The 14,008-nt window shown below is 66.4% G+C and carries 10 protein-coding genes; 6 read left to right on the forward strand and 4 right to left on the reverse strand.

The window, feature by feature from the left end; genetic code table 11:
• The first annotated feature begins 437 nt into the window (after positions 1–437).
• The 5 genes from ilvC (at position 438) to ACCQ13_RS15840 (ending at position 6,200) form a co-directional block, all read left to right on the forward strand.
• Positions 438–1,439, forward strand: a complete 1,002-nt coding sequence (gene ilvC / locus ACCQ13_RS15820) for a ketol-acid reductoisomerase (RefSeq protein ID WP_104602568.1) — start codon at positions 438–440, stop codon at positions 1,437–1,439.
• A 45-nt stretch (positions 1,440–1,484) separates the two neighbouring features.
• Entirely contained in the window at positions 1,485–3,206 is a 1,722-nt protein-coding gene (ilvG, locus tag ACCQ13_RS15825; RefSeq protein WP_104602569.1) for an acetolactate synthase 2 catalytic subunit, read from the forward strand.
• Complete coding sequence (locus ACCQ13_RS15830) at positions 3,190–3,447, forward strand: ACT domain-containing protein (RefSeq protein WP_104602570.1); 258 nt, start codon at positions 3,190–3,192, stop codon at positions 3,445–3,447. Before ilvG ends, ACCQ13_RS15830 begins: the two co-directional genes overlap by 17 nt.
• Positions 3,448–3,570: 123 nt before the next feature.
• Positions 3,571–4,641 (forward strand): threonine dehydratase, encoded by a 1,071-nt coding sequence (locus ACCQ13_RS15835; RefSeq protein ID WP_274392110.1) that lies wholly within the window; start codon positions 3,571–3,573, stop codon positions 4,639–4,641.
• Entirely contained in the window at positions 4,638–6,200 is a 1,563-nt protein-coding gene (locus ACCQ13_RS15840; RefSeq protein WP_159407532.1) for a 2-isopropylmalate synthase, read from the forward strand. Before ACCQ13_RS15835 ends, ACCQ13_RS15840 begins: the two co-directional genes overlap by 4 nt.
• Before the next feature lie 543 nt (positions 6,201–6,743).
• Here ACCQ13_RS15840 and leuB read toward each other — a convergent pair.
• From leuB to leuC, 3 genes are all read right to left on the reverse strand, one after another.
• Complete coding sequence (gene leuB, locus ACCQ13_RS15845; RefSeq protein ID WP_104602574.1) at positions 6,744–7,817, reverse strand: 3-isopropylmalate dehydrogenase; 1,074 nt, start codon at positions 7,815–7,817, stop codon at positions 6,744–6,746.
• Positions 7,818–7,870: 53 nt separating this feature from the next.
• Positions 7,871–8,518, reverse strand: coding sequence for a 3-isopropylmalate dehydratase small subunit (leuD, locus tag ACCQ13_RS15850; protein WP_104602575.1), 648 nt, complete (start codon positions 8,516–8,518; stop codon positions 7,871–7,873).
• Between the two features lie 68 nt (positions 8,519–8,586).
• On the reverse strand, positions 8,587–10,026 hold the full coding sequence (leuC, locus tag ACCQ13_RS15855) for a 3-isopropylmalate dehydratase large subunit (protein ID WP_104602576.1): 1,440 nt from the start codon (positions 10,024–10,026) through the stop codon (positions 8,587–8,589).
• A 117-nt stretch (positions 10,027–10,143) separates the two neighbouring features.
• On the opposite strand from leuC, the gene ACCQ13_RS15860 reads away from it, so the two are divergent.
• On the forward strand, positions 10,144–11,022 hold the full coding sequence (locus tag ACCQ13_RS15860; protein WP_104602577.1) for a LysR family transcriptional regulator: 879 nt from the start codon (positions 10,144–10,146) through the stop codon (positions 11,020–11,022).
• A gap of 10 nt (positions 11,023–11,032) precedes the next feature.
• On the opposite strand, the gene ACCQ13_RS15865 is transcribed toward ACCQ13_RS15860, so the two are convergent.
• Positions 11,033–13,978: a ligand-binding sensor domain-containing diguanylate cyclase gene (locus tag ACCQ13_RS15865; protein ID WP_104602578.1), complete on the reverse strand. Its 2,946-nt coding sequence runs from the start codon at positions 13,976–13,978 to the stop codon at positions 11,033–11,035.
• Positions 13,979–14,008 lie beyond the last annotated feature (30 nt).

Genomic DNA, 14,008 nt, shown 5'->3' on the forward strand with positions numbered 1-14,008 from the left:
CAGTTTCAATCGCAAGGGTTGACACCTCGCTACCGGCAATGGTTATCTCAGGGCCATGTCGCACCGCCACGCCAGCTCCAACGCTTTGATGTCCGCGCCCTTCGGCGCGTCGGCAGCCGCGCTCCTCGTGCTCGTACTTATTACCTCGCCAACCGGTGCGGGACGGGGCTTCGTGTAGGCAGCAGACACACAAGGCTTCGATCAGACCCCGCACCGGCAACGGCGCGGGGTTTCGCGTTTCAGGGACCGCCAAAAGTTTCGAATGACATGAACGATTTCGCTGCAATCACGACAACAGGTCATACCGGCGCATCCGGGCGTACCGGTGCCGATGGCTGTCCGCGCAATCCCGGCGCGCCTTCCCCCGTTGCTCAGCCGTCCAGTGCACGCACTGCCGGCTGATACGTTTTTCCACTGCCAACCCCCAAGGATTTTTCATGAGCAAGCACACCCAACCGAAAATCGCGATCATCGGCTACGGCAGCCAGGGCCGCGCACATGCGCTGAACCTGCGCGATTCCGGCTTCGAGGTCACCGTTGGCCTGCGTCCGGGCGGCCCCACCGAGGCCAAGGCCCAGGCCGATGGCTTCACCGTGGTGGCACCGGCCGACGCGGTCAAAACCGCCGACCTGGTCGCGGTGCTGACCCCGGACATGGTGCAGAAGAAGCTCTATGAAGAGGTCATCGCGCCGAACATGCAGCAGGGCGCCTGCCTGCTGTTCGCGCATGGCCTGAACGTGCACTTCGACATGATTACCCCACGCGCCGATCTGGACGTGGTGCTGGTGGCGCCCAAGGGTCCGGGCGCACTGGTGCGTCGCGAGTACGAAATCGGCCGCGGCGTGCCGTGCATCTACGCCGTGTACCAGGACACCAGCGGCAAGGCCGAGCAGTTCGCGCTGACCTATGCCGGCGGCCTGGGCGGCGCGCGTGCCAACATCATCAAGACCACCTTCAAGGAAGAAACCGAGACCGATCTGTTCGGCGAGCAGGCGGTGCTGTGCGGCGGTGCGTCCTCGCTGGTGCAGGCCGGCTTTGAAGTACTGGTGGAAGCCGGTTACCAGCCGGAAATCGCGTACTACGAAGTCCTTCACGAATTGAAGTTGATCGTGGACCTGTTCTACGAAGGCGGCATCACCCGCATGCTGGAATTCGTCTCCGAAACTGCACAATACGGCGACTATGTCAGCGGCCCGCGCGTGATCGACGCCAGCACCAAGGCACGCATGAAGGATGTGCTGACCGACATCCAGAACGGCACCTTCACCAAGAACTGGGTGGCCGAATACGAAGCCGGGTTGCCGAACTACAGCAAGTTCAAACAAGCCGATCTGGAACATCCGATCGAAGAAGTGGGCAAGAAGCTGCGCGCCAAGATGGTATGGCTCAACGGTGAGCAGCAGGCCGCTGCCGCACCAGCGAACCAACAAGCGGCGTAACTGCCGCCGCATCCCCCACCGCTTAACACCGAAGGTCCGCAACGCATGAACACCTCCGCACACAGCACGCCCCGCAATGGCGCGCGCTGGCTGACGCAGGCCCTGGAAGCCGAGGGCGTGGAAACGCTGTTCGGCTATCCGGGCGGCACCATCATGCCGTTCTACGACGCCCTGGTGGATTCCAGGCTCAAGCACATCCTGGTGCGCCACGAACAGGGCGCTGCCCTGGCCGCCAACGGCTACGCCCGTGCCAGCGGCCGGGTCGGCGTGTGCGTGGCCACCTCCGGCCCGGGCGCCTCCAACCTGGTCACCGGTATCGCCGATGCGATGCTCGACTCGGTGCCGATGATCTGCCTGACCGGCCAGGTATCGACGCCGCTGCTGGGCACCGACGCGTTCCAGGAACTGGACGTGTTCGGCATGACCATGCCGATCGTCAAGCACAGCTTCCTGGTACGCAGCGTGGACCAGTTGCCGGAGATGGTGCGCGAGGCGTTCCGGATTGCACGCGAAGGACGTCCCGGGCCGGTGTTGATCGACCTGCCCAAGGACGTGCAGCTCGCCGATGCGGCGCATCTGCCAGAGCATGTGCCAGCGGCGGTGCTGCCGCCACCGGCACCGGCGGACGCGAATTTGGCCGAGGCACTGGCAGCCATTGCCAGCGCCGAACGCCCGGTGGTGTACGGCGGTGGCGGGATCGCGCTGGCCGGTGCAGTGGAAGCGTTCCGGCGCTTCGTCGAGGTCACCGGCATCCCGACCGCGCTGACCTTGCGCGGGCTGGGTGCGCTGCCGCACGGGCATGCCGATTACCTGGGTATGCTGGGCATGCACGGCACGCGCGCAGCCAATATGGCCATCCAGGAGTGCGACCTGCTGGTGGTGGTGGGTGCACGCTTCGACGACCGTGCCACCGGCAAGCTGAGCGAGTTTGCCCCGTTCGCGCGCGTCATCCATCTGGATGCCGACGCCTACGAAATTTCCAAGTTGCGCACCGCCGATGTTGCGGTGCCCGGCGATGTTGGCGTCAGCCTGAAGGCGCTGAGCGCCGCGCGGGCCAACTGCCAGGCATGGCGGACGCGCTGTTTTGCCAACCGCGAAAAATTCGGTACGCGCTACGATGCGCCCGGGACCGATATCTACGCGCCAGCCTTGTTGAAGCGGCTGAGCGAAGTGGCCCCGGCCGACACCATCATCGCCTGCGATGTGGGCCAGCATCAGATGTGGGTGGCCCAGCACTGCCGCTTCAACGATCCACGTAACCACCTCACCAGCGGCGCACTCGGCACCATGGGCTTCGGCCTGCCGGCGGCGATGGGCGCGCAGTTCGCCTGCCCTGATCGCACCGTGGTACTGGTCTCCGGCGACGGCAGTTTCATGATGAACGTGCAGGAGCTGGTCACCATCGCGCGCTGCAAGCTGCCGGTGAAGATCGTGCTGCTGGACAACAGCTCGCTGGGCATGGTGCGGCAGTGGCAGGAGCTGTTCTTTGCCGAGCGCTACAGCGAGATCGACCTGTCCGACAACCCGGATTTTGCGGCGCTGGCGCAGGTGTTCGGCATCCCGGCCAGGCGCATCATCGCGCGTGGCGAGGTGGACGCCGCACTGGCCGACCTACTGGCCCAGCCTGGTCCCGGGCTGCTGCATGTCGCCATCGATGCACGCGCCAACGTTTGGCCGCTGGTGCCGCCCAACAACGCCAACAGCACCATGCTGGACAGCAATCCCGCACATGCGGCTAAGGAGACGACACATGCGTTACCGGCTTGATCTGGTGCTGAAGCCGGCCGAGGGCGCCTTGGTGCGCGTGATCGGCATGACCGAGCGACGCGGCTTCCGTCTCTGTGCCATCCAGGGCGCCGCACAACCGGATGGGTCCGGCCGCTGGCACCTGCAACTGGATGTGGACAGCAGCCGTCCGCCGGAAACGCTGCGCCTGCAGTTGCAGAAGGTGTACGACTGCGAATCCGTTGCGATTACCGCGCTGGAATCGGTGGAGGCCGCCGCATGAACGCACACACCTCGCGCGATCACCATCACGCCGTCCGGAGGTCGCTTCTTCCGGATCGCTCAGGCGTGTGCCGCAATGCCTGATTCGGGCCGCCCCTCGCTGCAGGAGCCGGACGTTACCGACGTGGCGGTCAGCGTGGCCGACGTGCTGGCCGCGCAGGCACGCCTGCGCAAATATCTGTCGCCCACGCCGCTGCATTACGCCGAGCGCTTCGGTGTGTGGTTGAAACTGGAAAACCTGCAACGCACCGGTTCCTACAAGGTGCGTGGTGCGTTGAACGCACTGCTGGCCGGCCTGGAACGCGGCGACGAACGCCCGGTGATCTGCGCCTCGGCCGGCAATCATGCGCAAGGCGTGGCGTGGTCGGCGTACCGGCTCGGCGTGCAGGCCATCACGGTAATGCCGCACGGCGCACCGCAGACCAAGATCGCCGGCGTGGCGCACTGGGGCGCCACCGTGCGCCAGCATGGCAACAGCTACGACGAAGCGTTCGCCTTCGCTCGCGAGCTCGCCGACCAGAACGGCTACCGCTTCCTGTCCGCCTTCGACGACCCGGATGTGATTGCAGGGCAAGGCACCGTGGGCATCGAGTTGGCGGCGCATGCACCGGACGTGGTGATCGTGCCGATCGGTGGCGGTGGCCTGGCCTCCGGCGTGGCGCTGGCATTGAAGTCGCAGGGCGTGCGCGTGGTCGGTGCGCAGGTGGAAGGTGTGGACTCCATGGCCCGCGCTGTACGCGGCGATGTGCGCGAGATCGCTCCGGTGGCTACGCTGGCCGATGGCGTCAAGGTCAAGATTCCCGGTTTTCTCACCCGCCGCCTGTGCGCAAGCCTGCTCGACGATGTGGTCATCGTGCGCGAGGCCGAATTGCGCGAAACCCTGGTGCGCCTGGCACTGGAAGAGCACGTCATCGCCGAGGGCGCCGGCGCCCTCGCCCTGGCCGCTGGTCGCCGCGTTGCGGGCAAACGCAAATGTGCGGTGGTCTCTGGCGGTAATATCGACGCCACCGTTCTGGCCACGCTGTTGTCCGAAGTGCGGCCGCGTCCGCCACGCAAACCGCGCCGTCGCAATACCGAGCGGCTGCGCAACGAACGCAGCGTCAAACCACCACCCCACGCCGCCGCTGTTTCCCATCCATCCGCAGTCGCTACAACGCCTGTCACCGCCATCGCCGTAGAGGAGTCTTCCTGGTGAACACGACCGTATCCAACCAGACCCCGCGTATCCGAATTTTCGACACCACCCTGCGCGACGGCGAGCAATCCCCCGGCTGCAGCATGACGCCCCAGCAAAAGCTGGTGCTGGCGCGCGCGCTGGATGAGCTCGGCGTGGACATCATCGAGACCGGCTTCCCGGCAAGCTCGCACTCCGACCGCGAGGCGATGGCGATGATGGGACGCGAGCTGCGCCGCCCCACGCTGGCAGTGCTGTCGCGCTGCCTGCAGGCAGATATCGAAACCTCGGCCAAGGCGCTGGAATCAGCGGCCAATCCGCGCCTGCACGTGTTCCTGTCCACCAGCCCGCTGCATCGCGAGCACAAGCTGCGCATGAGCCGCGAGCAGGTGCTGGAGTCGGTGCACACGCATGTAAGCCTGGCACGCGGCTATATCGACGACATCGAATTCTCCGCCGAAGATGCGACCCGCACCGAGGAAGATTTTCTGGCCGAGGTCACGCGCGTGGCAATCGCCGCCGGTGCCACCACGATCAATCTGCCCGACACGGTAGGCTTCACCACGCCGGAAGAAATCCGCGGCATGTTCTCGCGCTTGATCGCCAGCGTGGAAGGCGCCGACAAGGTGATCTTCAGCGCGCATTGCCACAACGATCTGGGCCTGGCGGTCGCCAATTCGCTGGCCGCCATCGAAGGCGGTGCGCGCCAGGTGGAATGCACCATCAACGGCATCGGCGAGCGCGCTGGCAATTGCGCGCTGGAAGAAATCACCATGGCACTCAAGGTGCGCGGTGCGTTCTACAACCTCGATTCGGCGATCAACACGCCCCGCATCGTCTCCACCTCGCAGTTGTTGCAGCGCCTGGTCGGCATGCCGGTGCAGCGCAACAAGGCCGTGGTGGGCGGCAATGCATTCGCGCACGAATCGGGCATCCATCAGCACGGCATGCTGCGCCATCGCGGCACCTACGAAATCATGCGCCCGGAAGACGTGGGCTGGGAATCCTCGCAGATGGTGCTGGGCCGCCACAGCGGCCGCGCCGCGGTCGAGCAGCGCCTGCGCGCACTGGGGTATCTGCTGGAAGAAGAAGAGGTCAAGCTGGTCTTCGAACAATTCAAGGCCCTGTGCGAAAAGCAACGCGTGGTCACCGATGCCGACCTGCAGACCCTGATGCAGGATGCCACCGTGCAGGAAGGCTACCGCCTGGCGTCGATGACCATCAGCGACGTCGGCAGCCGTGCCAATGCGCTGGTGGAGCTGTCCGATCCGGAAGGAAACCGCGTGGCCGAAACCGCGCAGGGCAACGGTCCGGTGGATGCCTTGTTTGGCGCGCTGGCCTCAGCCACCGGCGTGCGGCTGGAACTGGACAGCTACCAGGTGCACAGCGTGGGCATCGGTGCGGACGCGCGCGGCGAAGCCAGCCTGAGCGTGCGCCATGACGGCGTGGAATACGAAGGCACCGGCACCAGCAAGGACATCATCGAAGCCAGCGCGTTGGCGTGGCTGGACGTGGCCAATCGTCTGTTGCGTCAGCGCGAGCGTGGCGTGGTCGCCGGCAAGACAGCGGCAGTGGCGTAACGCGGCGCGAGGCGCGCGGCGTGAACGTTGCAACTTGGACGGCCAATGGAGCGATCCGCTGGCCGTTCTGGTTTCCGGGTCCCGAGGGCGCTTGCGCGCGTGCCGGCGCGGGACACGCCGCAAGTACGTCCATGTAGGCTCTTATGCGGCATCCATGCCGCATAAGGTCCCGCGCCGGCACGCACGCAAGCACCTCCGACTGCACCGATGCGCGGAGAGAAGAGCAACACCTGGATGCTGCGCGCCACGCAGAACGGACAGTACCGCTGGTCGATACGTGGATAGAGCATCGGAAGCAGCAATCGTCGTCATTCAGCAACGTAACGCTTTTCGATCGGCAGCGGCACAAGCGGGGAGCGCGCTGTCGTGCCCGGCGGCGGGACCGTGTGGCGGCATGGATGCCGCCACCGAGCCTCCATAGATGGGATTTACGGCGTGTCCCGCCGTCGGGCGCGACAGCGCGCATCGATAGCAACGCAGACGCGAAAGCGGCCATCGCCCGGGGAACGATGGCGGCCGCCAACTCGACAAAACGATAAATCCTTACAGCGCAGCCACCACCGCATCGCCCATCGCCACCGTACCCACCTGATTGGTGCCTTCCGACCAGATATCGGCCGTGCGCAGGCCCTGGTCGAGCACCTTGCCGACTGCGTGCTCGATCGCATCGGCGGCGGCGGCCTGGGCGAAGGTGTAGCGCAGCATCATTGCCACCGACAGGATGGTGGCCAGCGGATTGGCGATGCCCTTGCCGGCGATATCCGGCGCCGAGCCATGGCACGGCTCGTACATGCCCTTGCTATTGGCATCCAGCGAGGCCGAAGGCAGCATGCCGATGGAGCCGGTGAGCATCGAGGCCTGGTCGGACAGGATGTCGCCGAACATGTTGTCGGTCACGATCACGTCGAACTGCTTGGGCGCGCGCACCAGCTGCATCGCGGCGTTGTCGACGTACATGTGCGATAGCGCGATGTCCGGATAGTCGCGGGCCACCTCTTCCACCACCGCGCGCCACAGCTGGCTCGACGCCAGCACGTTGGCCTTGTCGACCGAGCACAGCTTCTTGCCGCGCAGGCGCGCCATCTCGAAACCGGCCTTGACGATACGGCGAATCTCGCTTTCGCTGTATGGCAAGGTGTCGTAGGCCTGGCGCTCGCCGTTGTCCAGGGTGCGATTGCCGCGCGGCTGGCCGAAGTAGATGCCGCCGGTCAGCTCGCGCAGGATCAGCAGATCCAGACCCGAAACCACCTCCGGCTTGAGCGTGGATGCCTCGGCCAGTTGCGGATACAGCAAGGCCGGGCGCAGGTTGGCGAACAGGCCCAGCTGCGAGCGAATCTTGAGCAGGCCACGCTCCGGGCGCAGTGCCGGGTCGATGGTGTCCCACTGCGGGCCACCTACCGCGCCCAGCAGCACTGCATCGGCGGCGCGCGCGCGCTCCAGCGTTTCATCGGCCAACGGGCTGCCATATTTGTCGTAGGCGGCGCCGCCGAGTTCGTCGTACACCAGGCTGTAGCCAAGACCGTGCTGGGCGTCGATCCGCGTCAGCACCTTGACTGCTTCGGCCATGATTTCCGGGCCGATGCCATCACCGGGAAGAATCAGAATCTGCTTGCTCATGCAATCCTCGGGGGGCGGCGCCGCAGCGCCAGGGTGTCGATGGGCTGTGCTGGTCAGCGTAGCGCGGTGAACAGCCAGGGCTGCCGCACGCGATGGGCCTGCTCGAACCGGCCGATCGCGTCGGCGTCCTGCAAGGTCAGGCCGATGTCGTCCAGGCCGTTGAGCAGGCAGTGCTTGCGGAATGCATCGACCTCGAAGGCATACTCCACACCATCGGGCCGGCGCACGCGCTGCGCATCCAGGTCCACGGTGAGTTGGTAGCCTTCGGTGGCCAGGCACTGCTCGAACAGGGCATTCACCTCCGCCTCGGCCAGCACAATTGGCAGCAACCCGTTCTTGAAGCTGTTGTTGTAGAAGATGTCGGCAAAACTGGGCGCGATCACCGCGCGAAAGCCGTATTCGTCCAGTGCCCAAGGCGCATGTTCGCGCGAGGAACCGCAGCCGAAATTCTCGCGTGCCAGCAGCACGCTGGCGCCCTGGTAACGCGGGAAATTGAGTACGAACTCAGGATTGAGCGGACGCGTGCTGTTGTCGCGCCCCGGCTCGCCGATATCCAGGTAGCGCCATTCGTCGAACAGGTTCGGCCCGAAGCCGGTGCGCTTGATCGACTTCAGAAACTGCTTGGGAATGATCTGGTCGGTGTCGACGTTGGCGCGATCCAGCGGCGCCACCAGTCCGGTGTGTTGAGTGAAAGGAGTCATTGAGAGGCCGGGAATAGGGAATAGGGAATAGGGAATGGGCAGAGCGGGAAGCGGGACGTGGCGATTCCCTATTCCCGATTCTCGATTCCCTGCAGTTCACGCACATCGACAAAATGCCCGCTGACCGCTGCTGCTGCCGCCATCGCCGGGCTGACCAGGTGGGTGCGGCCACCGGCGCCCTGACGGCCTTCGAAATTGCGGTTGGAGGTGGACGCGCAATGTTCGCCGCTGCCCAGCTTGTCCGGGTTCATGGCCAGGCACATCGAGCAGCCCGGCTCGCGCCATTCGAAGCCGGCGTCCAGAAACACCTTGTCCAGGCCTTCGGCTTCGGCCTGCGCCTTGACCAGTCCCGAGCCGGGGACGACCAGAGCCTGCTTGATGGTGGCCGCCACCTTGCGACCCTTGGCCACCGCGGCGGCCGCGCGCAGGTCTTCGATGCGCGAGTTGGTGCACGAGCCGATGAACACGCGATCCAGGCGGATCTCGGTGATCGGCTGGTTGGCCCGCAAGCCCATGTACTTGAGCGCGCGTTCAATTGAATCGCGCTTGGTCGGGTCCTGCTCGGCCGCCGGGTCCGGCACGCGCTGGTCCACCGCCAGCACCATCTCCGGCGACGTCCCCCAGCTGACCTGCGGCTTGATGTCTTCTGCACGCAGTTCCACCACCGTATCGAAGCGTGCGTCGGGATCGGAGACCAGGGTGCGCCACAAGGCCACCGCCGCCTCCCAGTCGGCGCCCTTGGGCGCGAACGGGCGCCCCTTGACGTAGGCAATGGTCTTTTCGTCCACCGCCACCATGCCCACGCGCGCGCCGGCCTCGATGGACATGTTGCAGATGGTCATGCGGCCTTCCATCGACAGGTCGGCGATGGCGCTGCCGGCAAATTCCAGCGCGTGGCCATTGCCGCCGGCGGTGCCGATCCTGCCGATCACCGCCAGCACGATGTCCTTGGCAGTCACGCCCAACGGCAACGTGCCTTCGACACGCACCTGCAGGTTCTTCATCTTCTTGGCGATCAGGCACTGCGTGGCCAGCACATGCTCCACTTCGGAGGTACCGATGCCGTGCGCCAACGCGCCGAATGCGCCATGCGTGGAGGTGTGCGAATCACCACAGACCACCGTCATGCCCGGCAGCGTGGCGCCCTGCTCGGGGCCCACCACATGCACGATGCCCTGGCGGGTGTCGTTCATCTTGAACTCAAGGATGCCGAAATCGTCGCAGTTCTCATCCAGTGTCTGCACCTGCAGCCGCGAGACTTCGTCGGAGATCGACTCCAGCCCGCCCTGGCGCTCGGCACGGGTGGTGGGCACGTTGTGGTCGGGGGTCGCGATGTTGGCGTCGATGCGCCACGGCTTGCGTCCGGCCAGCCGCAAGCCCTCGAAGGCCTGCGGCGAGGTCACTTCATGCAGGATGTGGCGGTCGATGTAGATCAGCGACGAGCCGTCGTCGCGGCGGGCGACCTCGTGCATGTCCCACAACTTGTCATACAGCGTCTTGGCGGTCATCGCGGGGTTCCGGTTGGCGGGGGCGGCGGCCCATCTGGCTGGTTTCGATGCTAGGAGCTTGCCTTGGATAACGCAAATTCATATTGTTTATTCAAGGAATGAATTTTAGGAATGCCAATGGATCTTGCCAGCCTCGCTGCCTTCGTGGCGATCGCCGACAGCGGCAGCTTTTCGGCCGCCGCCGAGTCGCTGCACCTGACCCAACCGGCGGTCAGCAAGCGCATCGCACTGCTGGAAGCGCAGTTGTCGGCACGGCTGTTCGATCGCCTGGGCCGCCAGGTGGTACTGACCGAAGCCGGACAGGCGCTATTGCCGCGCGCCCAGCGCGTCCTTGCCGAACTGGAAGACGCCCGCCGCGTGCTGGAACACCTGGGCGCGGCAGTTGGTGGACGGCTCAGCCTAGCCACCAGCCACCACGTCGGCCTGCATCGGCTTCCTGCAGTGCTACGCAACTTCGCCGCACAGCAGCCGCAGGCGGCGCTGGACATCCGCTTCCTGGATTCGGAGTTGGCTTACGCAGCGGTGCTGCGCGGGGAAGTGGAACTGGCAGTGACCACCCTGGCGCCGGACACCCGCGCCCCGCTGCGTGCGCAGCGGATCTGGCACGACCGCCTGCAGGTGGTGGTGGCCCCCGACCACCCGCTGGCCGCGATGCGCGCGGTGGCGCTGGAGGACGTGGTGGCGCATCCGGCGGTACTGCCGGATGCGGGCACCTTCACCCATCGCATCGTTGCCGACTTGCTCGCCGCACACGGGCTTGCGCCGCGCCTGCGCATGACCACCAACTATCTGGAAACGATCAAGATGCTGGTGTCGGTGGGGCTGGCCTGGAGCGTGCTGCCCGAGCGCATGATCGACCATCAGGTCGTGGCCTTGCCGGTGGCCGATGTGGTGCTGTCGCGCGAACTGGGCTGCGTGACCCATGGTGGGCGCACCTTGTCGCGTGCCGCGCAGGCCTTCGTTGCCCTGCTGAGCGCGCAGGCCGAGCGTCCATGAGCTGGCCTTACTATCCCACCAACCGGTCGCGCCCCAACCGTTTGGCCTGATACAGACGGCGATCGGCCAGGGCGAGCAGTTCGCGCCGGGTCGGCGCCTCCTCACTCATCGCCATGCCAATGCTGGCCGTGCAGTGCACGCTGCCGCCGTCCACATCGATCGCGATTGTCGCCAAGCGTTGCCGCATGCCTTCGAACAGCGTGTGCGCCTGTGCCGCATCGCGCCCGGTCGCCGCCAGCAGGAACTCCTCGCCGCCATGGCGCGCGGCAAAGCAACGTCCCTGCGCATGTTCACTCAGGACCTCGGCTACCGCGCACAACACTGCATCACCCACCTCATGACCATACGTGTCGTTGATGCGCTTGAAGTGATCGATATCCATCAACGCCAGCGCCAATGGCGCACCACCGGCGCGTGCCTCGTCGAACCATTGCTGCACTACGCGCTCGGCTTCGCGACGGTTCGGCAATGCGGTCAACACATCGTGGCTGGCGCGGTATTCCAGTTGACGCACCAGCGTTTCGCGCTCCTGGCTGGCTTGTTGCAAGGCCAGGTTCTTGTCGCGCAACTCGCGCGTGCGCCGGTCGATGACGGTATTGAGCTGGCGTTGGCGACGGCGGTAACTGGCCGTGCGCCATAAATAGAATGCGTAGACCAGGCCAGCCAGCAGCAACAGGCCCAGCGCGATCACTTCGCCACGGCGCCACCATGGCGGGGCCAGTGCCAGCGCCAGGCTGGATTCACCAAGCAAGGCGGTCTGCCGCCAATCCACCGGCAACGACATCGCCTGCACGCGGAAACGGAACCGCCCCGGCGGCAGGTTGGTGTACACCGCCTCGGTGGCGCCATCGGCATCCACCCACTCCGGATCGAATCCCTCCAACCGGTAGCGGTAGCGCACCTTGTCCGGCCTACGGAAATTCAACCCGGCATAGCCGATCGCGATGCGCCGGGTGTCCGCGCCGAACCGGTGCGGCCCGCTCAGCGGCTGCACCATGCCGTCGACCAGCAGGCGCTCGAACACGATCGGCACGCGATGGCCTTGCAAGGTGCCGACCCGCGCCGGATCGATCACCCCCAGGCCGGCAGCGGTGGGGAACAACAGCTGCCCGGCGTGCGTCAACCAGCCGGCCGGCGCACTGCTGCCGTTGCCCTGGTTGCCGGGCATGCCATCGCTGCGATCCACCACTTCCACGCTCAGTTGGTCGCGGGTGCCGGCATCGATCTGGTCGAAGTCGCTGCGTGCAATGCGGAACACACCATGATTGCTGGACAGCCATAGATAGCCACGGCCATCGTCGATCACCCGGAACACCTTGTCGCGAGGCAGTCCGACGCGATGGTCGTACACGCGGAAGCGCCCAGCGCGCAGACGCAGCAGGCCGCGGTCGCTGGCGATCCACAGGTCGCCGTTGGCATCGCGCAGGAAATCGAAGGCGTTCTGTCCCGGGAAATCCTGCTCGCCCAGCCACGCACGGGTGCTGCCATCGGGCGACAGGGCGGTCATGCCGCGATCGGTACCGCTCCACACCACCCCTTGCGCATCGCGGTACAGCGCCTGCACCGAGCCGTCGGGCACGCCGTCGGCGGCGGTGTACCGGCGCAGCGTGCCCTGCCGCCAGCGCAACAGGCCGCCGGTGGTGCCGATCCACAGATCCTCGCCATCGGGCAGCACCACGCGCACCGACGACGACGGCAGGCCGTCGGCCATGCCGATGCGCAACCGCACCAGGCCTTGCGCATCCAGGCGTACCACGCCCTGGCTGTAGGTGCCGGCCCAGACGCCGCCATCGCCCGCATCGGCCAGCGACAGCACCGACTGCTCCGGCACGCGCCCATCGACACCGGGCTGCAGCGCGACCCGGCTGATGCGGCCGTCGCGCCAGCGATCCAGTCCCACTGCGCTGCCCACCCACACGGTGCCGTCCGCCGTCTGCAGGACCGAGCGCACATAGTCCGACGCCAGCCCATCGGCCTGGGTGACGCCATACGCGGCACCCTCGGCAATCCGGAACAGCCCATGGGTGCTGCCAACCCAGATCAGGCCTTCGGCATCTTCCAGCAACGCCGGGCTGGCCACACCGGAGACGGCGATCTGTTCATCGCGCGCATCCGCTGGGTTGTGCACCACCAGCGTGCCGGTCGGCATGCTCATCCACAGCTGTCCGCGCCGGTCCAGCAACAGGGCGTCCACACGCTGCCCCTGGCGGAAGCGCTGCAGGCCACCGCCACGCCCCCACCACCACACGCCGTCGTCGCCGGCAACCAGCAAGCCGCCGTCGCGGTCGCTGGCCAGACGTCGTACCGACGCCGCCTGCATGCCGTGCGCCCTGCCCCAGGCAGCCGCTGCCCCGCCTGCTGCCGGCAGGCGGTACAACCCCACATCGGTGCCGATCCATAGATCGCCCCCAGCGTCGGCCTGCAAGGCGGTGATCCGCGCGCGTGGCAGGCCCGCCTGACGGCCAATGTCCAGCAGCCGCCCGTCCGGCTCGATGCGGTACAGCGTCTGCGGCGTGCCAACCCACAACGCGCCGTCGGCGCCGCGCAACAACGCACTGACGGCCAGGTGGCGGGCCGGGGCACCGCCCAGCTGTTGCCAGTTGCCGTCCTGATAGCGGTACACCCCATCGAAAGCCGTGCCGAACAGCATGGCGGCGCCGTCGCGCACCACCACGAACACGCCACCCAACTCCACCCCCGGCGTGTTCTGGCGATCGTAGACGGTGAAGTCGCGGCCGTTGAAGCGCGCCACGCCTTCCCAGGTGCCGACCCAGATCAGCCCGTCCGCGCCCTGGGCCACAGCATGCACCAGGTTGTGCGGCAACCCATCCTCCATGGTCCAGCGCGTGACGGTGTGGTAGGGGGTGTGCCGGGGTGGCTGCGCGATGGCCGGCAGCCACCCGGGCAGCAGGCAGCACAACAAGGCCCAGACCCACGCACGCGCCGCACGCGGCATGCCTCTGCCGCGAACGTAAGCTGCCTGCGT

The sequence above is a fragment of the Xanthomonas sp. NCPPB 1638 genome (genome assembly GCF_041475635.2).
Classification (GTDB): domain Bacteria; phylum Pseudomonadota; class Gammaproteobacteria; order Xanthomonadales; family Xanthomonadaceae; genus Xanthomonas; species Xanthomonas cucurbitae.